Annotated in this window: 21 protein-coding genes; 4 read left to right on the top strand and 17 right to left on the bottom strand. The window is 54.7% G+C overall.

Going from position 1 to position 23,659, the window contains the following annotated elements; translation table 11 throughout:
• Positions 1 to 226 precede the first annotated feature (226 nt).
• Positions 227 to 1,096 carry a DMT family transporter gene (locus OEZ10_01315; protein ID MDH5631613.1) on the bottom strand — a complete coding sequence of 290 codons (870 nt, stop codon included), beginning with the start codon at positions 1,094 to 1,096 and terminating at the stop codon, positions 227 to 229.
• Between the two features lie 50 nt (positions 1,097 to 1,146).
• Entirely contained in the window at positions 1,147 to 2,424 is a 1,278-nt protein-coding gene (locus OEZ10_01310) for a diguanylate cyclase (GenBank protein ID MDH5631612.1), read from the bottom strand.
• A gap of 241 nt (positions 2,425 to 2,665) precedes the next feature.
• Between OEZ10_01310 and OEZ10_01305 the strand changes: the two genes are divergently transcribed.
• Together OEZ10_01305 and OEZ10_01300 are read left to right on the top strand one after the other, a co-directional pair.
• Entirely contained in the window at positions 2,666 to 3,013 is a 348-nt protein-coding gene (locus OEZ10_01305; GenBank protein MDH5631611.1) for a hypothetical protein, read from the top strand.
• 198 nt (positions 3,014 to 3,211) lie between these two features.
• Entirely contained in the window at positions 3,212 to 3,640 is a 429-nt protein-coding gene (locus tag OEZ10_01300) for a hypothetical protein (protein MDH5631610.1), read from the top strand.
• Between the two features lie 13 nt (positions 3,641 to 3,653).
• On the opposite strand, the gene OEZ10_01295 is transcribed toward OEZ10_01300, so the two are convergent.
• The 8 genes from OEZ10_01295 to putA all read right to left on the bottom strand — a co-directional run bounded on the left by OEZ10_01295 (position 3,654) and on the right by putA (position 12,729).
• Positions 3,654 to 4,202, bottom strand: coding sequence for a 2OG-Fe(II) oxygenase (locus tag OEZ10_01295; GenBank protein MDH5631609.1), 549 nt, complete (start codon positions 4,200 to 4,202; stop codon positions 3,654 to 3,656).
• A 214-nt stretch (positions 4,203 to 4,416) separates the two neighbouring features.
• Complete coding sequence (locus OEZ10_01290; GenBank protein ID MDH5631608.1) at positions 4,417 to 4,758, bottom strand: hypothetical protein; 342 nt, start codon at positions 4,756 to 4,758, stop codon at positions 4,417 to 4,419.
• 260 nt (positions 4,759 to 5,018) lie between these two features.
• Complete coding sequence (locus tag OEZ10_01285; protein MDH5631607.1) at positions 5,019 to 5,789, bottom strand: anti-sigma factor; 771 nt, start codon at positions 5,787 to 5,789, stop codon at positions 5,019 to 5,021.
• Complete coding sequence (locus OEZ10_01280) at positions 5,790 to 6,296, bottom strand: sigma-70 family RNA polymerase sigma factor (protein MDH5631606.1); 507 nt, start codon at positions 6,294 to 6,296, stop codon at positions 5,790 to 5,792.
• Positions 6,297 to 6,347: 51 nt separating this feature from the next.
• The gene (locus OEZ10_01275) at positions 6,348 to 6,869 is read right to left on the bottom strand and encodes a cytochrome P460 family protein (protein ID MDH5631605.1); all 522 of its coding nucleotides are present in this window, start codon (positions 6,867 to 6,869) and stop codon (positions 6,348 to 6,350) included.
• 136 nt (positions 6,870 to 7,005) lie between these two features.
• Positions 7,006 to 8,205, bottom strand: a complete 1,200-nt coding sequence (locus OEZ10_01270; protein MDH5631604.1) for a GGDEF domain-containing protein — start codon at positions 8,203 to 8,205, stop codon at positions 7,006 to 7,008.
• Between the two features lie 178 nt (positions 8,206 to 8,383).
• Positions 8,384 to 9,562 (bottom strand): GGDEF domain-containing protein, encoded by a 1,179-nt coding sequence (locus OEZ10_01265; protein ID MDH5631603.1) that lies wholly within the window; start codon positions 9,560 to 9,562, stop codon positions 8,384 to 8,386.
• Positions 9,563 to 9,618: 56 nt separating this feature from the next.
• On the bottom strand, positions 9,619 to 12,729 hold the full coding sequence (gene putA, locus OEZ10_01260) for a bifunctional proline dehydrogenase/L-glutamate gamma-semialdehyde dehydrogenase PutA (protein MDH5631602.1): 3,111 nt from the start codon (positions 12,727 to 12,729) through the stop codon (positions 9,619 to 9,621).
• A 449-nt stretch (positions 12,730 to 13,178) separates the two neighbouring features.
• On the opposite strand from putA, the gene OEZ10_01255 reads away from it, so the two are divergent.
• Entirely contained in the window at positions 13,179 to 15,224 is a 2,046-nt protein-coding gene (locus OEZ10_01255) for a ferrous iron transporter B (protein MDH5631601.1), read from the top strand.
• On the opposite strand, the gene OEZ10_01250 is transcribed toward OEZ10_01255, so the two are convergent.
• From OEZ10_01250 to OEZ10_01235, 4 genes are read right to left on the bottom strand one after another with little or no spacing between them, the layout of a single operon-like run.
• Positions 15,206 to 15,814 carry a nucleotidyltransferase family protein gene (locus OEZ10_01250; protein MDH5631600.1) on the bottom strand — a complete coding sequence of 203 codons (609 nt, stop codon included), beginning with the start codon at positions 15,812 to 15,814 and terminating at the stop codon, positions 15,206 to 15,208. The two genes, OEZ10_01255 and OEZ10_01250, sit on opposite strands and share 19 nt — an antisense overlap.
• On the bottom strand, positions 15,811 to 16,785 hold the full coding sequence (locus tag OEZ10_01245; protein ID MDH5631599.1) for an XdhC family protein: 975 nt from the start codon (positions 16,783 to 16,785) through the stop codon (positions 15,811 to 15,813). The genes OEZ10_01250 and OEZ10_01245 overlap by 4 nt, the downstream gene beginning before the upstream one ends.
• Before the next feature lie 30 nt (positions 16,786 to 16,815).
• The gene (locus OEZ10_01240) at positions 16,816 to 19,023 is read right to left on the bottom strand and encodes a molybdopterin-dependent oxidoreductase (GenBank protein ID MDH5631598.1); all 2,208 of its coding nucleotides are present in this window, start codon (positions 19,021 to 19,023) and stop codon (positions 16,816 to 16,818) included.
• Complete coding sequence (locus tag OEZ10_01235) at positions 19,020 to 19,499, bottom strand: (2Fe-2S)-binding protein (protein ID MDH5631597.1); 480 nt, start codon at positions 19,497 to 19,499, stop codon at positions 19,020 to 19,022. The genes OEZ10_01240 and OEZ10_01235 overlap by 4 nt, the downstream gene beginning before the upstream one ends.
• A gap of 199 nt (positions 19,500 to 19,698) precedes the next feature.
• On the opposite strand from OEZ10_01235, the gene OEZ10_01230 reads away from it, so the two are divergent.
• Positions 19,699 to 20,862, top strand: a complete 1,164-nt coding sequence (locus OEZ10_01230; protein ID MDH5631596.1) for a dipeptidase — start codon at positions 19,699 to 19,701, stop codon at positions 20,860 to 20,862.
• Here the strand turns inward: OEZ10_01230 and OEZ10_01225 are convergent.
• From OEZ10_01225 to OEZ10_01215, 3 genes are read right to left on the bottom strand one after another with little or no spacing between them, the layout of a single operon-like run.
• A complete protein-coding gene (locus OEZ10_01225; GenBank protein ID MDH5631595.1) occupies positions 20,859 to 21,833 on the bottom strand; it encodes a sterol desaturase family protein in 975 nt (324 codons plus the stop codon). The two genes, OEZ10_01230 and OEZ10_01225, sit on opposite strands and share 4 nt — an antisense overlap.
• Positions 21,833 to 22,576 (bottom strand): polysaccharide deacetylase family protein, encoded by a 744-nt coding sequence (locus OEZ10_01220; GenBank protein ID MDH5631594.1) that lies wholly within the window; start codon positions 22,574 to 22,576, stop codon positions 21,833 to 21,835. The genes OEZ10_01225 and OEZ10_01220 overlap by 1 nt, the downstream gene beginning before the upstream one ends.
• Positions 22,560 to 23,522: a YncE family protein gene (locus OEZ10_01215; protein MDH5631593.1), complete on the bottom strand. Its 963-nt coding sequence runs from the start codon at positions 23,520 to 23,522 to the stop codon at positions 22,560 to 22,562. Before OEZ10_01215 ends, OEZ10_01220 begins: the two co-directional genes overlap by 17 nt.
• Positions 23,523 to 23,659: the final 137 nt, after the last annotated feature.

Here is a 23,659-nt window from a genome sequence, read left to right as displayed (position 1 = left end):
CAGCCGCTGCTCAGCGGGCTTCCAGGCTTATGTCCGGAAAATGACCAAGGCTGCCATTGCAAGCAATGAGCCATGATATTCTGGGGTTTTGGAAGTACCGACGACCGCTACAGGTCACCGGTCAGGGCGAGCGATTATAGGGGGTGATGCGGGCAATAGCAAAGTGACGCACTCCGCAGACGAAATCCCGAGCCAGCCGACCAGGCTGCAGACAGGAGAAGCCCGCCTAGCCGGCCCTTTTGCAGAAATAAATGCCGACCAGGGCAATAGCCATTCCCGCCAGCTGCACCGCGTTCAGCTGCTCGCTGAAAATTACCCATGCCAGCAAACCGGCAAAAATAGGCTGAACCAGCAGGGTTACTGACGAGAACGCCGCTGGCAGGTGTGCCAACGCAAAAGTTATCAGCCCCTGCCCGCCTGCATGAGCAAACCAAGCAAGTGCCAGCAGCACGGCCCAGCCCTGCCAGCCACCGGGAACAAAATTCTCACTGCCGACAAGCGCCAGGGGAAACAGGCAGATGGATGTCACCAGGCTGCTCCACCACATCAGGGTCACCGTCGGGTACCAGGCTCGAAGGTAACGCATGCTCAGAATATAGCCGGCGTAAAAAACTGCTGTCCCGATTCCGAGCAAATCGCCCACCACGTTGTCGACACCCAGCTTCATGCTCTGCCCCATGAGCAGCAACACGCCGGTAGCAACTATGGCAAGACCCGCCAGGAACTGCCGGTTAATGGTTTCCTTGAGTACCAGCCAGGACCCGAAAACAACGAACACCGGAGCGGCATTGGCGAGCAGGGTGGCGTTGGCAACCAGCGTATGCTCGATAGACATATGCCACAAGGCCAGGTCGCCGGCAAAAAAAATACCGGGCAACAACAGTCTCGGCGAGAACTCCGTGGCTGACTTTGTTGGCGCATAGACACGAGCTGCCAGCCATAGCAGCGGCAACGAGAGAAACACGCGAAAAAAGGCGCTGGCCAGCGGACTGGTATCGCTCAGTCGCACAAGTATTGGTGAAAATCCGATCAATACCGCACCCGATAACAATGCGGTCAGCGCAAGATTGTTTTTGTTATTAACGATATCGGTCACACAACTCCGGGCCGGAAGGCGAGCTTGCTTGCCAGGTGGCCCGGATCATATCACATGGCGGCAGCCGAATTCTGCTTCTGGGTTTCGTCTATCATCACACAGTTGCGCCCGGAACTCTTGGCCAGGTAAAGATTCTGATCCGCTTGCTCCAGCATGGCCTCCAGGTTCTCGCCAAGCAGCGTGGAAACACCGATACTCACGCTCACATTAATTGCCTGGCCTTCAAAATCTACTGGCACGGCGTTTACGCTCTCGCGAATCGAATCGAAGAATTTACCGACATTGGCCGGATCCATATTGCTCAACAAGACACAGAACTCCTCGCCACCATATCTTACGACAACGTCAGACTTTCGAACCGAGTTACTCAGCGTGTCGGCAACCGCGCATATGACCTTGTCACCCGCCTGGTGACCGTAAACATCGTTCACCTTCTTGAAGAAATCGATATCAATCATGGCAGCTGTCAGGCCAATCGCTCCACGTGCAGCATTCTGGTAAAGCGCATCGCCGGCACTATAGAGATAACGTCGATTATGCAGGCCGGTAAGCGGATCCCTGATGGATATGTCGCGCAATCTTTCTATGTGCTCAATTAGCTCGATATTCTGACTGACCCGGCAGTAGAACTCCTCTTCCGGAAATGGCTTGGCCAGGAAATCATTGGCCCCGCTCTTTAACAGTTCCGCCGACAACTGTCCGTCGCCGACCGCGGACAACCCGATAATGATCAGGGAATCCATATCCCGGGTTTCGCGAATCTTGCTGATTAACTGCATTCCATTCATCCCGGGCATCTGGAAATCTGTAATCAGTAACTTGATCTCGGGATTTTTGTCGAGTATCTGTAATGCTTCCTCACCGGAAGTGGCCGTTGTCACCTGGTACCGATGATTTTCAAGCAATGCCTGCAGATAGGACAAGTATGCCTGTGAATCATCTACCACCAGGATATTAATACCTGGATTCATCTGCAGGCGATGCACCAGCTTGACCGCGTACCCGAGGTTCCCGCCATGTCGCTTGACAATGTAATCGACAACCCTGCCCGCGATCACCTTGTCACGCGTCTGCTTGTCGTATTTTCCTGTCAGCACTATCACCGGAATGCCGACTTCCGAAATATAGTTTATACACTCCCCATCCGGTGCATCGGGCAGGTTATAATCCACTACTGCGGCCACAAAATCCCTTGAGTTTTGCAGGATCTCCCTGGCTTCGGCGAAACTGCCGGCAGAAACAGGTGACAGCGAAGTTTTCAGGCCAATCAACTCAGCCAGAATGCTGGTCATGGTTCTCGAATCATCAACAATCAATACTTTTCTCATAGCTGTTTCATCTCAAATAACGAGTCACGCAGATCAACGTCAGGTCACAGGATTTCCGCCAGCGCGAAAGACATTCCAACATAATAGAATATGAGAGAATTCGGCATCAGGTTTTTCATGCAAAGAATTGCAAAATCATGGCCCTGTCAGGGAAATTCGGGCCCGGCCGGAAACCCACTGATTTACTTGGCTATACCGGGCTTTCTTGACTGCCTGGAAACTGGGGCGCAGAATAAATTTTATGAAGACCGAGTTGCTTGAATTACTGGAGCTGCCACGGAAGCTGGTTCATGGCGAACTGGATGTCGAGAACTGTCCGCACAACGGGTTCTTTGACTTGCGCGACCACACCTGTGTTGACTGCCCACAAGGTCCGGAATGTTACTGGCTGTGTCGCAATGATGAATTTGCGTCGCTGGACAAACACCAGACCGACGACCTAGTCAAGGCACTGGATTTTGCCCATACCTATATTCACGCCGCGATTATCAGGTGGGACCACAAGATTGACCATTGCTCCTGCTCGGTGTGCCAATGGTATCGCCGTGCGCGATCGACCCTGGAAAAACATTCTCCCCAGCCCCGATAGAATCAACCCGTGTTTCCGACCGCATTTTTCAGAATTCTGCCCGATACCGCGCAATTCCGTCGGTTATGACTTGCTTTCCCTGGCATTTTTGACTCGATAGCCAATGGCTTTTTGGGTTTTTTCTGCTAAATTGATGTCAGAAAATCAAGAATCAGGGTTCACAAAACCCGAATAACACGATAACCATGAAAAGCCGCGATGAGACCTGCTGACCCATATATCGTTAACCTGGTTAATGAGAGCTATAATCGTTGCCTGCGCAATTCCAGCTTCCTGTTGAGGTTCTACAAGATATTCATGGAACGCCATGAATTAATCCCGGTACTTTTCAAGAAAACCCATCTTGCCCGGCAGGCCCAGGCATTAAGTCATGGCTTGAGCATGATGCTTCGCTATATTGCCAACCCTGACGACGAGGTTGCCCGTGATGTGCTGTCATCCATTCGCATCAGTCACGGTCAGAAAAACCTAAATGTTCACCCTCGCCTGTATGACTACTGGCTGGACAGCCTGCTGCGCGCCATAAGTGAGTGCGATCCGGAGTTTGATGAAGAACTGGCCACTGCCTGGCGCATGGCATTGTTGCCGGGCATTGAATTCGTCAGAAGCGGGTACGCAGAAAACTGACGGCCGTTCCGGATCAGGCTGGCGGATCCAGGTTTACGCTGCTCGAGCCATTAAGGCGGAACCAGCCGGTCAGACTGTAGCGGGACCGATTTGAAACCAACACCTCATGGGGAAACTCTTCACTGAGGAAAATCACCAGAGTGCCTAAAGTTGGCAACAGTTGTTCAATAATATCGTCGCTGTCCGAGTATATTACCAGTTCACCGCCATCATCATGATTCCAGACCGGGTTCAGATACAGGATCGTGGTCAGGCGCCGGTTGGAGTCGCCACGAAACGAATCGTAGTGCTTCTTGTAAAAAGCCCCTTTTGGATAATGGGCGTAGTGACATTCGTAATCAAACAATCCCAGGAACAGCTCCCGGTTTAATCGCAGACGTAACTGTTCCATCCAGTCAAGATACGCCACGGCCGGCCCATGCCCTTGCGGCAACCAGAATATCCTGTCCCGCCGAACGAAACGGTTTACCCGGTGGTCTCGTTCCCGACCAACCCCTGCCTGGTGAAAGTCAGCGGAATCCATTGCCTTGATATCCAGCAGCATGGTTTGAAGTTGGGTCACGGGAAACACGTTATTCAGGACAATATAGCCAGCCTGACGCAGCGCGCTGGCGATCTGGTCAAAAATGTCGCCACTTTCAGGACCCCGGGAAGAAAAGAGAGCAGTCAAGCTGGAATCTCACGGCAGGGAAACCGTGTTTATAATCCAGGACGGGTCACATGAAAACAAAAAACTGCGGGTGTTTCCCAGGCAATCTCCGGCGCAGCTTTCCGTTCTAGTTCTTCACCATGCGCTCGGTCACCTTTAACTGGGTTGCCGCCTTTTTGTGGCCACCATCCGCTGCCATCCGAAACCAGTTGCGGGCTTTTTCATAACTCAGGGGCACTCCCATGCCCTGCTGGTATATCAGGCCCAGGCGGTAGGCCGCATCAATATGCCCCCTGGACGCCAGGTCCTCGAATCCCTTGCGCGCCTCATCAAACTCGCCACGCATCAAGGCATAGTCTGCCTTTTCATAAGGCGTACCGGCTACGCCTTGCTCGGCAACTGCTGAATTGACAGATATAGCCAGGCAGCTCGCGACAACAAGCGTGGCCAACTTTGCTGTACTACCCACAACCAATCCTCGAACCTTGTCAGTCTTCTGGTTATTTTTTCGGTCAGGCCGCATCCGGCTGCCGTGTCGGATATATCTATCGTACCCGCTATTGAAGATAGACAGGATTTTTCATCTGGCAAGCAATGAATGCTGTTTTGCCTGGACAGCGACTGCATGGCAAATGGAGCCAGGTATTGGCCATGCTCGATACAGCACCGACAAGGATTCTCAACGAAGCTCGCGGGGATACCGGGACCGGACATAGTCCCGGTGCCAATCTACATCTGCAATTGCCGGTAGCTTGCAGTGGCAAGGGTCATCAGCTGATCACGTGGCAGTCCGCCACTTAACGCATAACCCAGTTCACCCTCTATCCAGTAAAATGTATTGATGTCATTGTTGCTGGAAAACTGGAACATGGCTCCGGCCTGTGCCCCGGTCAGGCGTCGCACATAAAGCGTGATACGCTCGCCACCGGATTCCTGGTACATAAACTGTGCAGCCATCCGGTTGGTTGATGGCAACAACCGGCCGCCGACAAGCTCATAGCCATATCGCCTGAGATCCGGCGCCATAATGCGGGCGCGCAACCGTTTCGACAGCCAGCTTACAAGATGTTGTTCCTGGTCTGCGCCCACCTCTACCGGGTGTTTCTGCTCGCCAGTATAAACAACATGGGCAAACGCCGCCGGTTTGATCAGGTGCTGCTCAAGCCCGGTGAACTGTTCAATGCGGACACCGCCGTGATAAACGCTGTTTGCCTGCCAGCCGGCAAAACCGCCGACACACAGGAAAGCCACGACCGCAGCAATGCGCCGAACCAGGCGTCGGCCCGGAGCGGTGCGCAAACCGGCAGGCACCGGCTCATCAAGCATGGGATCAAGCATCTTGTGCAGCTCCCGATCAATAACCTGGTAATCTGCCAGTTCCCGCAGCTTGTCCGGGTGTTCCTTTAACCAGGACGCGACGACAGCTCGCCGACTTTCGCTTAACTGCCCATCCATAAAGGCGTGCAAATCCGCTTCGGTAACCGGTGTTTCATATGACATTTATTTCACCCGACGCAATGTCTGAAGTTTGTCAATTGCAAGACTGTCGCGCAGCTGTTGGCGCGCCCGCGCCAGTCTCGACATAACCGTACCTTCCGGAATATCGAGAATGCCCGCTACCTCGTGGTACTTCATGCCCTCGATGGATACAAACAGAATAATTTCACGCTGATCAGCTGACAACCTGTCCAGCGCCCGCTCAATATCGCCCAATACCGCGCTGCTCTCGGCACTTTGCCGGCTGTCGCTGTAATGCTCGTCCATCGCCACAAACTCGGGGCCATTGACCCCTCGACGAACCTGGTTCACATAAAGGTTGTGCATAATAGTAAAAAGCCAGGCACGAAGATTGGTGCCACGCTGCCATAACATCGAGCGCTGTAATGCGCGCTCGACACAGTCCTGCACAAGATCATCAGCAGCGGCTATATCACGTCGCAACAACACTCGAGCATAGCGACGCAAATGCGGAATATAGTCGGATATCTGGAGCTCAATGGGCTTCATGATCGCCTTAACCGATCAACCGGTGACATATGCCACCGGTTGATCCACCAGTCATTTCTCAACCATCGGCAGCATGGCCGGCTCGGTAAATACCCAGTCCTTGTTCTTGACCGGCGTATGACAGGCAACACATTCCTGGGCAACGTTGGCGTCCGCGCCATGCGGCACCTGGTCCATGCCTTTCCAGCGCGCCCAACCCCAACCACCGGTTGATGCGTACTTGCGGGCATCCTTGAACATGAATTCGGCGTGAACAAACTTGTCCGGAACAATGGCCGCTTTCCAGTCGGCCGCCTCTTTTTGTTTCCAGACCACCTTGCCAATGACTGCGCCATCGGGCCAGGGGTTGGTCTTGCCACCGCGGGCCGCCCGGATTGCCTTGTCATTACCATAAATCACGCGCACCGTGTTGTTATCCGTACGATGCGACATGGAAATCACCTGCCAGTTCTGGTACCCGGCCGGAAAAGCAATACCGTTCGGCGATGGTTTTACCTTGTGATGATCGGCTGTGGCCAGCCCCGCCACAAGTGTCGTTACAACCAACATTGCCAAACCTGATTTCGTTCCCATAAAAACTCCCTTTTCCACATAACAGTTATCGGGCACATGCCCACCCTGTTAACAAGCCAGAAGCGGGTTTATTCCGGAAAAATTCGAGGCAGAAAAAAACGGGGCCAGGCTGCAGGAGCCGGTATCCTGCCCGGCATCAGGTTAACGACATCGAGGAAACCGGCAGCGGCTCGGCCAGCACTACGCGGTTACGGCCGTCGCGCTTTGCCTGGTACAGGGCCTGGTCAGCCAGGTCGAGCAATCGGTCTATCCTGGCTTCCGGATCAGGCCCGGAGACATCACACAAACCGGCACTGAATTCTATTCCGCCCGATCCGGCTCCGGGCTGAATCCGGTTACAGGCGAACCGCAATCGCTCGATTATTTCCGCAGCCTGTTCCTTGGTGCTATTTCGGAAAATAAATGCAAACTCCTCGCCACCATACCGGCCAAACAGGTCAGTTTCGCGGATAAAGCTGCGGGCCAGGTCGGCAAACCGGCTCAATATCTGATCACCCATTGCGTGGCCATGATTGTCATTGACCTGCTTGAAATGGTCGAGATCAATAAGACACACGGCCATGGTCACCGCGTGACGATTCAGATCGGCTATATAACGTTCGGCGTACTCGAAAAACGCCCGGCGATTCAGGATACCGGTCAGAGAATCCTTGATCGCCAGTTCGCGAAGACGCTCGCTGATACGCTCATTGGTCAGGAGAATTATGGACGGTGTCAGCACGATACAGACCAGGATCGAAGAAGCTGACAGAATCTTGCTTGCCAGGGTATTGGCTTCAACAAAATTGAGTGATCCGCCATACATCAGCAACGGCCTGGAAAGGATAGCGAGAAACAGGACTGCCAGCGCCCCGATAATCATGCGTACCGCGGGATTCCCGGTAGACGATCCGCCCAGCAGTTCTGACACGATCAAGCCAATCACGATGACAATCGCGATAGTGGAGCTGATGACACGCCAGTCGGGCGCGTAAGGCGTGGCTGTCGCCATGCTTGTGACCAGAAAGAACAACAGTGCCAGTTGCAACAGCACTGAATAGCTGATCACGGTCTTTTTGTAAAAACGGCGTAACCCTGTCCACAAAAGTATGTAACCTGCCATGGATACCGAGTTGCTCATGCCGACAAACAGGTCGCGCAGAATCTTCCGGTCAAAGATGTGTGGCAACGCAATAATCAATGCAATCATTGCCATGCTGATGCCAAACATCAGTGCCGACAATGCCCAGTCATTGATGCCGGTCTCTTCACGATTCAGACTGGCAGCACGGTACAGTGTAATTGCCTGTACAAACAATACACCGAACAGCACCAAGTATAAGGTCAGGATGTCCATGACAAATTAACTATATTGAAAGACGCCTTCTGCATACCAATACGAAACTGATTGTTACATGGCAACAGCCCGGCGCACCAGAAAAAACTGCCTGGGCCCGGCCCCTGAACAAGGAATCCGGTGCATACCCGGAAACTGTCGATTAATATTTAGGTTTAATCCGGAATCATGTGCCCAATCAGGCCGGGCTGGCATTCAGAACCACCCGGTTCCTGCCCTCATGCTTGGCCTGGTACAGCACCCGGTCAGCTGATTCCAGCAACTTGTCCATGCTGCTGTATTGGCCTGAATCATCTGCCTCGACGACCCCGGCGCTGAAGCTGATACCGGCATTCCCGGGAAACAATCCCGGTCTTCCACATTGTTGTTTTAACCGATCCATAGTGCCGGCCGCCTGCACCGCACTACTGCCTGGCATCAGCACCACAAACTCCTCACCGCCATAGCGGGCAAAAACATCGGTTTCACGGATAACGTTACGGGCGATATCAGCAAACTGGCTCAATACACGATCACCCACGGCGTGGCCATGGATATCATTAATACGCTTGAAATGATCAATATCGATCAGGCAGACCGCCAGGCAACCATTATGACGCTTTAGATCGGCAATCATGGCATCAGCCGATTCAAAAAATGCCCTCCTGTTCAATGCGCCGGTGAGAGGGTCCTTTAGTGCCATATCCTTGAGCCTTCGGTTTATTCGTTCGTTGGTCATCAGGATAATAGCCGGCGTCAGAATAACGCTGCTCATAATGGAGGCATAGCTGAATGCAACACTCATTGCCAGGCTGAATCCTTCCTGGAGCTGATATCCCGCGAGAAGAGCAATCCAACGTCCGCTTATGGATAACAACATGACTGAGAGCACGGCCAGAATCAGCTTGATCGTCGGATTCACGTAGCGACCGGAACGGAAAAACTCCCAAAATGTCATCGCCAGAATTATTATTACAATCAGCGGCATCAGCTTCAGGCGCCAGTACTCCGGCACCGGCAAGATCAATTCCAGGTTACTGAGCACATAACACAATACGTACCAACCAACCAGGCCAACGTAGCCCGGGGCAGGCTGACGAAAGAACTTTCGTACTCCAACCCAGATCAACAGGTAACCGGTAGCCGATGCGGCATTTGCCAGACTGATAAACAGAACAGTTGCGGGGTCTGTCGGATAGGGCCTGTCCGGGTTATATATCAACGTAGCCATTATCATGGCCAGGCACAGCAATGCCGCGGCGCTGGACCAGTCGCGTATGCCGACTTCTTCGCGATTCACACGCCAGGTCTGATACAGGGCCAGTGCCTGGACCATCAGCACAACAAACAGAATGATATAAAGCGACTTGACATCCATCACCGGATTCCAGAAGTGTGGTCCTGAACAGAACGCCCCTGCCAGGCAATCACTATTCAGGATTCGAGGTTCAACAGGCTTGCGTTACCGCCTACCGCTGCAGTGTTCATTGTAATAGTTTGTTCACTTACCAGTCGCACAAGATAATTCGGACCACCGGCCTTGGGCCCGGTTCCCGAAAGATTGTCACCGCCAAAAGGTTGAACACCTACCACTGCGCCTATCATATCCCGGTTCACATAGATATTTCCAACTCGCGCACGTTCGACAATATACTGGATATTCCTGTCAATCCTGCTGTGTACACCCAGCGTCAGGCCAAAACCGCTGTCGCGAATCTGCCCGAGAACCGAATCAAGAGCCGCTGACGAGTAGCGAATGACATGCAGGACCGGGCCGAATATTTCACCGGAAAGTTGTGCCATACCGGTTATCTCAACCAGTGCCGGTGCAACATAGTTGCCGTCCAGAAACGCATACGCCTGAAACACGTCAAGCCCGGATGTTCGCAAATCGGCCAGGTACTGGCGGATCATGTCCGCCTGCTGCATGTCTATCATTGGTCCTGAATCGGTTTCAATTCTCGCGGGATCACCGATAATCATTTCAGCCATGGCGCCCTTTATCATCCTGATGACACGGTCTGCAATATCCGACTGGACAAACAACACGCGTAACGCCGAACACCGCTGGCCAGCACTATTAAACGCGGACGTAACCACGTCCCGTGCGACCTGCTCAGGCAATGCCGAGCTGTCGACAATCATGGCGTTAATGCCGCCGGTTTCAGCAATCAAGGGCACAATCGCACCTGGACGGCGAGCCAACAGCTGATTGATCTTCCTGGCAGATTGCGTAGACCCGGTAAACACAACACCAGACAGACGCCGGTCTTCAAGCAACGGGCTGCCGATATTCGCACTGCTTCCGGGAAGCAAGGCCAGTGCCCCGGTCGGTACTCCTGCCTTGTACAGCAGTTCCACAACACGCATTGCGGTTAATGATGTTTGCCTGGCGGGCTTGGCAATAACGGTGTTACCGGCCACCAGTGCCGCCACTACCTGGCCTGTGAAAATGGCCAAAGGAAAGTTCCATGGACTGATACAGGCAACCACTCCTCGACCATGCAACAACAAGGTGTTGGATTCACCCGTCGGACCAGGCAAGGCCCTGGCGGCAAGTATTTCGCGCGCCTGGTACGCATAATAGCGACAACTGTCTATGGCTTCGCGTACCTCGGCGATGGCATCACGCAAACACCGCCCGCCCTCGCGAATACACAGGAACACCAGCTCACCCAGGTGCTGTTCAAATAATTTGGCAGCCTTGTCCAGCATATCCGCCCGGCTTGCCACATCTGTCGATCGCCAGCTATCAACAAATCGATAACAGCCGTCCAGTGCTGCCGCCACATCGCTCACCCCGGCTTCAGCGACCTGGCCAATAATCTCGTCATCAACCGGTGAATGGGCCAAGCGGAAGTCAACAACATCATCTATATCTGTCAATAACGGTCGGGCAATCCACGGGGTTGTACCGTACCGGGCAAATTCCGCTTCCATTTTCCGGATCACCCTGCAGTCATCAAGATTGACACCGCGCGAGTTTTGCCAGCCAGGCTGATACATGTCTTCCGGTTTTGGTATTCCCGGGTGTCGCAACAGCTCAAGCTGCGCGGTGCTGACAAGCGGATTCACCACCAGCTCATCAACAGGCAGGGCATCATTTTCCATGCGATTGACAAACGAGGTATTGGCGCCGTTTTCCAGCAGGCGGCGAACAAGGTACGGCAACAAATCTTTGTGACTGCCTACCGGCGCATACACCCGGCACCCGGCTGCAGGGTTTATCTTGTGCAACTGGTCATACAGCAAACGACCCATACCGTGCAGACGCTGAAACTCGTAGTCGTACCCGGCCGGCGCCAGCTCCAGGATGGTCGCCGCCGTATAGGCATTGTGTGTGGCAAACTGCGGGTAAAACGCATCAGCATTGGAGAACAGCTTTTTGACACAGGCCTGGTAAGACAGATCCGTTGAACTCTTCCTGGTAAACACCGGGTAATCCTGATAGCCCATTTGCTGGGCGAGCTTTATTTCCGTATCCCAGTACGCGCCCTTGACCAGGCGGACATACAGCCTGCGCTTGTGCCTGAGCACCAGCTGTTCCAGCCAGTCAAGCAACGGCAATGCGCGCTTTTGATAGGCTTGTACAGCAATGCCGACGCCCTGCCATGATCTGGATACATCACTGGCCAACACGTTCTCGAGCACGTCGAGAGTGACAGCCAGGCGATTCGCCTCTTCCGCATCAATAGTGACTGATATCCCTGCGGACGCGGCCCGGTCAAACAACTCAACACAGGCAGGCACCAGTTCGCGCATTACCTGGCCATGCCGGGCGTATTCAAATCGCGGATGCAACGCCGATAGCTTTATCGAGATTCCCGGCCTGGAGGCCGGGTCATCGTCCTTATCCTTGTCTACATGGCCGGCCAGCGCATCAATGGCGGACATGTATCTTGCCTGGTACAGGCCGGCATCATCCCGCGTCAGCGCGGATTCACCCAGCATGTCATATGAATAGGAATAGCGCCTGTTGCCTGCCTCCTGGCTGCGCTCCAGTGCTGCTTCAATGGATTGCCCCATGACAAACTGCTTGCCGATAATCTTCATGGCTTCACGGATTGCCAATCGAATAACCGGTTCACTTGATCTGGATATCATGCCGTTGATAACACTTCGAATATCACTGTGTCGCATGCCAATCAACCTGCCGGTAAGCATTAACCCCCAGGTTGATGCATTGACAAACAATGACTGGCTTTGACCCAGGTGCTTTTCCCAGTCAGCGGTAGTCAGCCTCTCGTTGATTAACCGATCAGCGGTATCGGCATCGGGAATACGCAACAACGCCTCGGCCAGGCACATAAGGCTGATACCTTCATAGGTAGACAGGTCGTACTCGCGCATGAACGCTTCAATGCCACCGACATCGTGGACAGATTCGCGCGTCATGGTTATGAGCTTTCTGGCCAGCCCGGCAATACGGTCCAACTCAGCATCGTCAACACGGCCGGCAGATAGCAAGGCGTTAACGCAGTCGGCCTCGTCGGCCAGGTACGCGTCGAGAACGGCATCCCGAAAAACCTGAGAATCAGACATCATAACCGAATGAATCCACTCGCTTGTTTCAGGAACAGAACCTGGTCACAGTATAGACTGAAATTTACAAGACAAAGAACATATCAATAGAGATAACGATTACCCGGTCACCTGGACCGCAGCCGGACAATTTCCCGACTGCCAGCCAACGATATTCTTTCAGGATCAGGCCGGCAGGGAGACGTTGATTGATAAACTTGGGGCACAGGCACCCGGATAACCGACAAAGAATCGCTCCGTCTGTTGCGTGCCCGGCCCCGAAAAAAATTGGTCAGTACAGGCATGCAAGCCAAGGGCAAGTTGTACCAGCAACCCTTCCTGAGCCTGTCCGTACAGCTTCGCAGCATCGCTCTGCAATTGTTCCGCGCTGGCGGGCAGCAACATTCCGGCTGTATAGCCGGGCTCTGAAATAGAACCTGCTAATTTTCCCGGTTTACATGGTAGGATTGGGCATGACCGAAAGTATTATCCCCGTGTCTGATTCCCTGTTCCGCGGTTCACGTACCCTGCGTATCGCCCTTGTTGGCATGCCAAACAGTGGCAAATCCACGCTGTTTAACGCCGTTGCCAGTACAGCAGTACAAAAAGGCGAACTCACCGGAACGCACAAACTTTACGGTGAATGCCGCGTTCAGGTCGGCCTGGATCAGGCTGACCTGATCGATTTACCCAGCATCCATTCATTACTGCAACAGGCTGACGACGATCGGGCGACACTCAAGTACCTGCTCTGGGGTGATCAACCCGCGCCCATTTCGGCCCACGAGGCCAGTGGCCCACCGGCGCCGTTTTCACCACCTGATGTCATTATCCAGGTGATCGATGCGACCTCGCTGGACCGCCACCTGGAGCTGAGCCTGGAGCTGAGCCAGCTGGGACGACCGGTGGTTATCGCGCTGAACATGATTGATCAGGCGCAGAACAAGGGCATGCACATCAACCACAAGTACCTGGCCAGTCAGCTGGGCATGCCGGTTGTGCCAACAACAGCGCTCATGGGCCAGGGCATAGCCGAACTGTTCGACACTGCGGTCAAGGCTGTGCGCGAAGGCCTGTGCCCGGTGCCACAGCCCGCGAGCGGACATATTCGTGATGCCCTGGTACCGCTAAACGCTGCGCTCAGACAACCGGACATCCAGCAGGCGTTCGGCGTTCCTCAACCGTTCCTGCTTATGCAGGTGGCCGCCGGTGACACCTACTTCCTCGAGGAGTTACAGCAACACTTTCCCGATCAATACGCAGACATGGTGCAGCTCAGGGAACAGGCACGGCAGTATTTGCCGCGCAGCTTGACCGAGGAAATTCATGCCGACCGACACCATCGGGCCGCCACCCTGTTCGAAGCGGTTTCACGCCTGGGCGACCCGCGCGGCGTTCGCGGCTGGCGTTACTGGCTGGACGAACTGTTCCTGCATCCCCGCTGGGGCCTGATTGGCAGCCTGATTACTTTTGCTGCTGTGCTGTTCGTAGTGTTCGAGGTAAGCGCCTGGCTTGATTCAATCACTGCCGCACGACTCATCGACATGGCCGATACCTGGAAGCCAACCACTACCACGGGCATCATTGGCCGGGCGGTAGTGGATGGTCTCATCGGCCTGATCGGCATCGTCATTCCCTACATGATTCCGCTGGTGATGCTGCTGGTGGCACTGGAAGAAAGTGGCATCATGCATCGCATCGCCTTTGTCGTGGACCGATGGTTCCATCACCTGGGCCTGCACGGTGGTGTTGCCGTACCATTCCTGCTCGGGCTCGGATGCAACGTGCCGGCACTGTCGGCAGCAGCAGTGACAACAACCGGCCGGGAACGCGTGATCGCCAGCATCCTGATTACGTTCATGCCATGTTCGGCACGATCAGCTGTTATCCTGGCACTGGCCGGCAAGTACCTTGGCGGTCTTGGTATCTTTGCCATCTTCATGGTAACACTGCTGGTCATCGCCATCATGGGCCAGGTGTTCAAACGAAACTTTCGTCATGCGCACGGACCCGGCCAGGTGCAGGACATCCCGGCCTACGCCTTGCCGCGCTTCGGCAGCATGCTACGCACAACGTGGACTCGCACCAGTGACATACTCACTATAGTCACGCCTTTGCTTGTCGGTGGCAGCGTGATCCTGGCACTGCTGGGACACATTGGCGCCGATGATGTTATCAATACCGTGTTCACGCCCATCACACACTGGTGGCTCGGCCTGCCTGTTGTACTCGGCGTGCCTATCCTGTTTGGTATCCTGCGCAAGGAGCTGTCGCTACTGATGATCTACCAGGCGCTGGGTACATTTGATGTCGGGCTATACATGGACTGGATACAGCTCAGCGTATTCCTGGTTTTCCTGACGTTTTATTTTCCCTGCGTATCAACATTCGCGGTTATGCTGAAAACCATTGGTCGTCGATCGGCACTGATTTCTGTCAGCATATCGGTTGCTACAGCGCTGGCTGTCAGCGCCATCGTACGCCTGGTGCTGGAGGTATTTCAGGCACTGGCTGGATGATTCCGGTCAGCGCCCGTAACCGCACCAAGATCTTCCCGGTAATCAATATCCAGCAAGACTCCACGATCATTGACCGGTACCAGCTTTAGATGCTGCGCATGCCGGTCCAGGACAGGCTTCGCTCCTGCATCACCGGTCAACACAAGTAACTCGTCACGATAGCCGCTTCCAAAAACAACCGGGTGTCCCCGCTGCTGTTCATAAACCGGCGCGACAATATCATCAACCGATTCGAACCGGTCGACCAGCAACGCGATGGTCTGTGATTGAATCCAGGGCATGTCCGCCAGCGCAACAAGCCATCCGGATGCATCGGCACTCGCCTGTACGCCACGAACAATACTCCCGGCCATGCCCTGGCACGCCAGGTCATTGACAACAACACGCGCACCAAGGCTTTCCAGGCCTGCTGACTGCCCGACCATTTCCGGGCTGATAACCACTACCGTATCCGGCAACACATTCGCCAGGTTGTTGACTGCCGCAGATAACACGGTGTCCGAATCATTCAGACGATGCAACAGCTTGTTGCCGCCAAACCGTCGGCCCTGCCCGGCTGCCAGCAGTATGCCAGCCAACGACCCGTTCACTGGATACACGCGGCGTGTGATTTGGGCGTGACAACACTGTTACGCTGTTTGGTAATGCCGGCGAGTATGGATACAGCAATTTCGGCCGGTGTATGACTACCGATATCGAGCCCCACCGGTGCATGCAGGCGCTGCAATTGCTGGTCATTAACACCCATTTGCCTGAGACGGGTGTAACGCAACTGGCAGTTTCGTTTCGAGCCAATGGCACCAACATAAAATGTCGGCAGCGCCAGCGCATCCACCAGCGCCATATCGTCCAGCTTGGGATCATGGGTCAGGGCAATCACGATGCTGCGGGCATGTTGTGCAAACTGGTGCACGGCGTCATCCGGCATTAGCCGCGTAATCTCGGTACCGGGCTCATTCCAATCACTGGTATATTGTTCGCGCGGATCACAGACAACAACACGGTAACCCAGCATCAGCGCAATGCGCGAAACATAGAGCGATAGCTGGCCGGCACCAATGAGTAACATGGTCCATTGCGAACCGAACACTCTTGATGCATGCGTATCGCTGCATTCAAATTCCTGTTCCACAGACGCGGCAGTTACCGATACTTCACCGGAAACCAGGTTCACACGACGCAACATCGGTCGATGTTCCGTCATGGCATCCAGAAACTGCTGCAAATGATCCGCATCAGCGAGTGTCTCGACCAACAACTCCAGCCGTCCACCGCAGGGCAAGCCAAAGCGCGCCGCGTCATCCCGGTTGACGCCGTAATCGATCCGTACCGGGAATGTCGTACTCAACTGGTGCTTTTGATAGCGCTGCAACAGATCTTCTTCAACGCAACCACCGGAGACCGATCCGAAATGCACGCCATCACGACGCATAACCAGCAGCGAGCCGGGCGGCCTCGGCGACGAGCCCCAGGTCTTCAGCACGGTAACCAGGGCAAGCTCATGCCCCTGTTGCAGCCATTGCCGGGCGGTTTCCAGGATTTCAATATCGGAATCGGGCATAACTAACCTGTATTATATAGTATACCCGGGTCAGGCCTTCGGGGCCGGACGCAGATCGGCATGTTTCAGCGGAAACTCGCGAATACGCTTGCCGGTTGCCGCGTAAATGGCATTGAGTACAGCCGGTGCCGCCACAGCAATGGTCGGCTCGCCAATGCCGCCCCAGAAACCGCCGGATGGCATGATGATCACATCCACCTTCGGCATGGCCTTGATCATCATGGACGGATAGTCATGGAAATTGGATTGCTCCACGGCACCACCCTTGATTGTGCATTCGCCGTACAATAATGCGGACAGGCCGTAGACAAACGAACCTTCCACCTGCGCTTCAATCTGTTGCGGGTTCACCGCGTAACCCGGGTCGGTGGCAGCGACAATACGATGAATCTCGAGACCACTATTATCATCAACGGATACTTCGGCGCAGGCCGCAACATAACTGCCAAACGCCTTGCACACGGCAAGACCGCGCGCGGTGCCCTTGCGTGTACGCTTGCCCCAGCCAGCCTTCTTGGCCACGGCGTTGAGCACGGCGAGACTTTGTGGATGTTTTGACATCAACCGGCGCCGGAATTCCAGCGGGTCCTTGCCGGCAGCATGGGCCAGCTCATCAATAAAACATTCCATGTAGATGGCGTTCTGGTTGATATTGACACCACGCCAGAAACCGGGCGGAACCGGCGGGTTGCGCATGGCATGATCAATCAGCAAATCCGGAACAGTATAACTGATGCTGTGATCACCCCCGGGAAGCATGCCCTGGAATACAAACGGGTCACTGCCATTCTTTAACGCGTCGGGTCGAACAGCGGCCAGGATGGATTGCCCTGATATGCGCACATGCAAGGCAACCAGGTTACCCTTGCTGTCGAGCCCGCCTCGCATCCTGCACCTGGTGATGGGATGATAATGGCCATGCTGCATATCTTCTTCGCGACTCCATAACAGCTTCACCGGTGTACCGGGCAACTGCCTGGCAATAGCTACCGCCTGGCTGACAAAATCATGGAACGCACCGCGCCTGCCGAAACCGCCGCCAAGATGAAGCTTGTGTACATCACATTTCTCTATGGGCAAGCCGGATGCTTTCACCGCGGCCTGGAGCGCGGCCTCGCCATTTTGCGTCGGGCACCAGACCTCGCAGCGCTCCCTGGTCCACAAGGCCGTGGCATTCATGGGCTCCATGGTGGCATGGTTCTGGAACGGATAACTGTAGGTCGCTTCTACCACCCTGGCTGCGCGCTTCAATGCCGCGCCGGCATTGCCATTCTCGTTACCAACATGAGCTTGAGCTGCCGTCAGGCCTTCATCCAGCATCGCTGAAATAGAGGCGCTGCTGACATTGGCATTGGCACCTTCGTTCCATGTGACAGGCAAGGCATCCAGTGCGGTCCTGGCATGCCACCACGTGTCCGCCACCACGGCCACGGCATTGTTATCAACGGCCACAACCTTGCGCACACCTTTCATCTTTTTGACCTTGCGATCATCAAAAGACTTGAGCGTGCCGCCAAATACCGGGCACTGCCTGATAGCGGCATTGAGCATACCCGGTAACTTCAGGTCAGTACCATAAACCTGCTTGCCGTTAAGCTTGTCATCCGTATCAATACGCTTGACCGGCTTGCCGATCAGCTTCCAGTCTTTCGGGTCTTTCAGCTCCACCATGCCAGGCGGAATCATGTCTGCCGCTTTGGCCGCCACCTTGCCATAGGTTGTGCTGCGACCACTGGGCACATGGGTGATCACACTGTTGGCGGCACGACATTCCTCCATGGGCACATCCCACGTCTCGGCGGCGGCATCAATCAACATGTGGCGCGCCACCGCGCCACCCTTGCGCACGTACTGATGACTGCCACGAATACCCTGGCTGCCGCCGGTAGAAAAACTGCCCCAGATGCGGTCGCGGGCATGATTCTGGCCGGGTGTCGGGTACTCGGTTACGACCCTGCTCCAGTCACACTCCAGCTCTTCTGCCACCATTTGCGCCAGGCCGGTAAGCGTACCCTGCCCCATTTCTGACCGGGCGATACGAATAATAACGGTGTCATCAGGCTCGATAACTACCCAGGCATTGATCTCCGGTACGGCCTGGTCTGCCGATGGTGTTTCTGCTGCTGAAGCGACGGCGCCCAGTGGCAGGCAAAGTCCCAGAGAAAAGCCGGTACCCAGGCGGGTGCCGGTAACCATGAACTCCCGACGGGATACGTTGATGATTTCCTTTTTCATCATGACCTCCCGCCCTTGCCGGGCTGCCTGCTGATTTTAGCCGCCAGGTGTATGCCCTTGCGCACCCGGTTAAACGTGCCACAACGACAGATATTGGTGATGTTGGCATCGATGTCAGCATTACTGGGATCGGGCTTGTTTTTCAATAACGCCGCCGCCGACATAATCATGCCCGACTGGCAATAACCGCACTGCGGCACATCGAGTTCTTTCCAGGCTTGCTGTACCGGGTGACTGCTGTCACCGGAAAGTCCTTCAATCGTGACGACATCCTGATCTTCACTGACTGATGACAAAGGCAGGGTGCAGGAACGCACCGCTTTACCATTAATATGTACAGTGCAAGCGCCACACGTCCCGATACCGCAACCATACTTGGTACCGGTAAGCTCAAGCTGCTCGCGCAACACCCACAGCAGTGGCGTATCACCATCCGCATCCACTGAAACTTTTTTGCCGTTGATTTTTATTGTGGCCATGGTTTGTCCTCCCGAACTATCATCACAGTCTAGCGCTGCTTCGTGGACAACTCAAAGAAAACCGGCGTGAGCCATACTCGAGACATAAATCCCGTGACCGGGTATCAGCTCGTATGCTGGCGGCACAATACGTGGTGGCAAATTACAATATTCTAATATTTGAACACCCGGGCTACACCGATACCGACACAGGATGCCTATGCGAAGTTTCCACTGTCCCGCCCACACGCTTGCGGCTGTATTGACCATTGCATTGACTGGATGCAGTGGCGCCATTGATGACCGGAAAAACACGGTCACTGTTTCGCCGCCCTACCAGGCCAACGATGACGCCTTGACCTTCCATCAATCGCTGCGCATTGTCGACCTGCATGCCGATACATTGTTATGGAATCGCGACCTGCTGGTTCGCAACAACCGTGGTCACGCAGACCTGCCACGGCTTCAACAAGGCAACATTGCTGTGCAGCTGTTTGGTGTTGTCACCGGTGCTCCACTACCGTTCCGCATTCGTGACAATCAAGACCGATTGGACAGCATAAGCCTGCTGACGCGGATTCAGCGCTGGCCGGATATTACCCATAACAGTCGCCTGCAACGGGCACTGTACCAGGCGGAAAAACTGCGTAACGCATCGAGGCACTCAGACGGGATGCTGAGACTTGTTCGTACCGGCAAAGACCTGGACCAGTTATTGGCCGCGCGTCGTAATAACCGCAATATCACCGGCGCCATACTGGCACTTGAAGGCGCTCATGCACTTGAAGGAAATGTCGAGAATCTCGCAGCCCTGCACCAGGCCGGCTTTCGGGTACTGGGACTGGCGCATTTCTTCGATAACGAGATGGCTGGATCTGCGCATGGAACAGACCGATACGGCCTCACTGAAAAAGGCAAGGCATTGGTACGACAAGCGACTACACTTGGCATGATCATTGATATATCTCACGCCTCTGCGCGAACCATTGATGATGTACTGACAATTACCGACAAGCCCGTGATTGCCTCACATGGCGGCGTTCGTGCTACATGCGATACGCCTCGCAACCTTGACGATAGCCAGGCCAGGAAAATTGCAGCTACCGGCGGTGTGATCGGTATCGGCCTGTTCGCTCTTGCCAGTTGCGGACGCACACTTGAAGATACGGTCAAGGCCATGCGCCATGTCGCCGACCTGGTCGGTATCGAACACGTTGCACTGGGCTCGGATTTTGACGGCGCCACAGAAACTGTTATTGATGTGAGCGGACTGGTATTGCTCACTGAAGCCCTGCAGCAAGCTGGCTTTAAACACAAGGAAATCAGCATGCTCATGGGTGACAACAGCCTTCGTGTATTACGAGGCAGTCTGCCGGCAAACTAGTTGTTACCGGTTGCCTGCTTGCGCGCATGCCAAATCGCCAGCAACCGCGATATCCCCAGCAACTGCTGTTCAAGCAGGCCCCGCCCGTAGTTGACGCCGTCAAGCTGGTCACGAATACCGGTACGCGGGTAACTCTCGCTGAAGTTGGCGGTACCAAACAGCCGGTCCCACAGCGGGAACAGGGTGGCGAAATTGCAGCCGCGCTTGTGGCCCTCATGACCGATACCAATGCCGTGATGCAATCGATGATAACAGGGGCTGACCAGGACAAGACCAAACCAGCGGCCGAAATGTAACCGGACATTTGTATGCGACAGGCTTTCCACCAGCTGCACCAGGAAAACAATCCCGATAAAATGGGTGCCCGGTACGCCGATGATCTGGGCCACGGTCGCCATCCACACAGACTGTATCAAGCCATCAACAAGATGATTGCGTTCATCGGTCCACAACGACAACTGCTGCTGGCTGTGATGCACCGCATGCAGGGCCCACCACCAGTTAAGTTGATGCTGGAAGCGATGACGCCAGTATTCAAAAAAATCTATGGCAATAACGTAACAGGCAAAAGCCAGTAGCGGGCTGTTGTTCAGGCCAGGCAACAGGTCTTCCAGGTTGGGCGGAATGATATCGCGTGCGCGCAAGTTGATCTGGATCGCATCAATAGCCGGACCAAGCGTGACAAAAAACAGCAACGGCAGGGCGCCGGTCCGGTAAAACAGCGTGTAATAAACGTCGGTACGAACCTCGTGCCCGTCCCGAGTACCCGCCTCTGCCGGGTACCATAACTCCAGCGGTCGCAACAGTGCGTAAACAACAGCAATTTGCAGCAGCGCGAGCAGGAAAATGCCGGTTGCATCAAAGGCGCTGTCCGCCCAGGTCATGAGCCCTGCTTCATACATAAAGGGCAATACCAGCGCCTGGAACAACCAGATTTGCAGCGGTTCCAGAAGATCCAGCAGGTAGTGCATCAGCGTTTGCCGGCAGTCATCTGGTCAAAACAAAAGCCGCGCCGCGCAAGACCATCTAGAAGTTGCGGCAGTATCGGTGCAGCCGGAGTTTTGCGACTCCAGATACCAAGGTGCATCAATACGATATCGCCATTGCTGATATTCTTCAGCGCATTGGCCAACAAGGTCTCGTTGGAGACTCGCTCGGAAGACGCATCATCACCAACATAACCGGCATCATCCCAGCCTATGTGTACCGGGTAACCGCATTGAGCCGCCCATCGAAGACTTTGCTGGGTGGTACGACCGCCGGGTGCACGCCACATGGCGCGTAATCGCTTGCCGGTCAGCTTGTTGAACTGTTGCTCCACCCGGCTGAGCTCTGCGCACCATTGCGATCTGGACAGATGATGTGTCTTTCCGGAACGATCAACAACACGCAGGCGACCATCATTATCATCCTGCCGCGCAAAATAGTGTGACCAGGTGTGATTGCCCATGACATGGCCTTCGCTGACACGCTGTTGCCAGTAGTCGCGCCAGCTTTCGTCAAGCGCATGATCGCCGCGATAGGTCGGCGTATTGGAAAGAAAAAACGTCGCCCGAATATTCCGTTGCCTGAGTGTGTCAGCAATGAATTGGGCGTGCGCCATGTTGCCGGTATCAAAAGTCAGGTAGGCGGTCTGCCGGCATTCACCGGCAAACACGGATGCCGATACAATCCCGCCCAGCGTGGCGGCAACCAGCTTACTGACGAGGCGCATGGTTCCGGAAATACAGGCCATGCGGTGAACGCCCGACCTTGATCAGCTTTTTGACTTTACGGCTTGGCCAGTCAACGACTGTTACCCGGTTGATCCAGCGTGTCGTGACCCACAGCTCCTGGCCATCATTGGTCAGCTCCATATCGTCCGGGCCGCCGGGCACCGGGAAGCGCTCCACTTCTTTGAGATCATGGTAGTCAATTACCGAAATGTTTCCGGCAACACGGTTGGACAATAACAGGTGGCGGCCGTCGCCGACGGCGGTAAAGTTATGCGCGCCCTTGTCAGTCTTGATGGTCTTGACAATACCGCCCTGACCAGCCTCGAGTACGCTGAGATCATCAGCACCAGTATGCGCCACCAGCAGGTGCTTGTTGTCAGGTGTCATCCATATACCTGCCGGTTGTCGACCTACCGATACAACCCAGTCAACAGTCTGGCTGTCAAGATCAATGCGCGCCACCTGGTCACTCTCCTGCAGCGTGATATATACCCTGGAGCTGTCTGGCGAATAGGCCATGTGACTTGGCGTCTTGGGCAATCGCACTCTTTTTACCAGCCTGAAGTCGGCGTTGTCATAACGATAGATATCTACCCGGTCAAGGCGATTGCCGTTGGCAACAAACCACTTGTTATCGGGACTGAATGCCAGGTGATAGGGATCGGCAATACCGGGGATGCGCTTGACCAGTTCCCCGCTTACCGGGTCCACCAGTACCAGGTTGTTGCTGCCGGCATTACCAACGACAATGTATTTTCCATCCGGGGTCAGTACGAGATGATGTGGCCCCTTGCCCACCGGAACACGGCGCAACTCCTCGTAACGACTCATGTCGATGACACTGTAATCATCATCAGTGGAGTTCAGCACGAACGCCCAGTTACCCGTGGCGATGGCGGGTAACGCGACAAGGTTCAGTAACAAAAGGGAGCGAAACATGGCCATGAAAAACCTCCACGCGGGACCGCGGAAAATGACGACCGGAGCGAAGTGAAATCCCAAATCCCGGGCTTGTCAATGGGATTTTCGACGACCTGCCACAACCGGGAGCCGGTCGCACCTCCTGAAAGACGATTAACCGC

This window comes from Gammaproteobacteria bacterium (assembly GCA_029880545.1).
In the GTDB taxonomy this organism is placed as follows: Bacteria; Pseudomonadota; Gammaproteobacteria; order Acidiferrobacterales; family SZUA-150; genus JAOUOD01.
The sequence above is the reverse complement of the archived record's forward strand: the minus strand, read 5'-3'. Positions and strand labels throughout refer to the sequence as shown.

What these genes read in the sequence shown, in the direction of transcription:
- OEZ10_01310 (MDH5631612.1), bottom strand. Translation starts at nt 2,424, where the DNA reads ATGAGAAAAGTATTGATTGTTGATGATTCGAGAACCATGACCAGCATT.
- OEZ10_01305 (MDH5631611.1), top strand. Translation starts at nt 2,666, where the DNA reads ATGAAGACCGAGTTGCTTGAATTACTGGAGCTGCCACGGAAGCTGGTT.
- OEZ10_01300 (MDH5631610.1), top strand. Translation starts at nt 3,212, where the DNA reads ATGAGACCTGCTGACCCATATATCGTTAACCTGGTTAATGAGAGCTAT.
- OEZ10_01285 (MDH5631607.1), bottom strand. Translation starts at nt 5,789, where the DNA reads ATGTCATATGAAACACCGGTTACCGAAGCGGATTTGCACGCCTTTATG.
- OEZ10_01280 (MDH5631606.1), bottom strand. Translation starts at nt 6,296, where the DNA reads ATGAAGCCCATTGAGCTCCAGATATCCGACTATATTCCGCATTTGCGT.
- OEZ10_01275 (MDH5631605.1), bottom strand. Translation starts at nt 6,869, where the DNA reads ATGGGAACGAAATCAGGTTTGGCAATGTTGGTTGTAACGACACTTGTG.
- OEZ10_01270 (MDH5631604.1), bottom strand. Translation starts at nt 8,205, where the DNA reads ATGGACATCCTGACCTTATACTTGGTGCTGTTCGGTGTATTGTTTGTA.
- OEZ10_01265 (MDH5631603.1), bottom strand. Translation starts at nt 9,562, where the DNA reads ATGGATGTCAAGTCGCTTTATATCATTCTGTTTGTTGTGCTGATGGTC.
- putA (MDH5631602.1), bottom strand. Translation starts at nt 12,729, where the DNA reads ATGATGTCTGATTCTCAGGTTTTTCGGGATGCCGTTCTCGACGCGTAC.
- OEZ10_01255 (MDH5631601.1), top strand. Translation starts at nt 13,179, where the DNA reads ATGACCGAAAGTATTATCCCCGTGTCTGATTCCCTGTTCCGCGGTTCA.
- OEZ10_01245 (MDH5631599.1), bottom strand. Translation starts at nt 16,785, where the DNA reads ATGCCCGATTCCGATATTGAAATCCTGGAAACCGCCCGGCAATGGCTG.
- OEZ10_01240 (MDH5631598.1), bottom strand. Translation starts at nt 19,023, where the DNA reads ATGATGAAAAAGGAAATCATCAACGTATCCCGTCGGGAGTTCATGGTT.
- OEZ10_01235 (MDH5631597.1), bottom strand. Translation starts at nt 19,499, where the DNA reads ATGGCCACAATAAAAATCAACGGCAAAAAAGTTTCAGTGGATGCGGAT.
- OEZ10_01230 (MDH5631596.1), top strand. Translation starts at nt 19,699, where the DNA reads ATGCGAAGTTTCCACTGTCCCGCCCACACGCTTGCGGCTGTATTGACC.
- OEZ10_01225 (MDH5631595.1), bottom strand. Translation starts at nt 21,833, where the DNA reads ATGCACTACCTGCTGGATCTTCTGGAACCGCTGCAAATCTGGTTGTTC.
- OEZ10_01220 (MDH5631594.1), bottom strand. Translation starts at nt 22,576, where the DNA reads ATGCGCCTCGTCAGTAAGCTGGTTGCCGCCACGCTGGGCGGGATTGTA.
- OEZ10_01215 (MDH5631593.1), bottom strand. Translation starts at nt 23,522, where the DNA reads ATGGCCATGTTTCGCTCCCTTTTGTTACTGAACCTTGTCGCGTTACCC.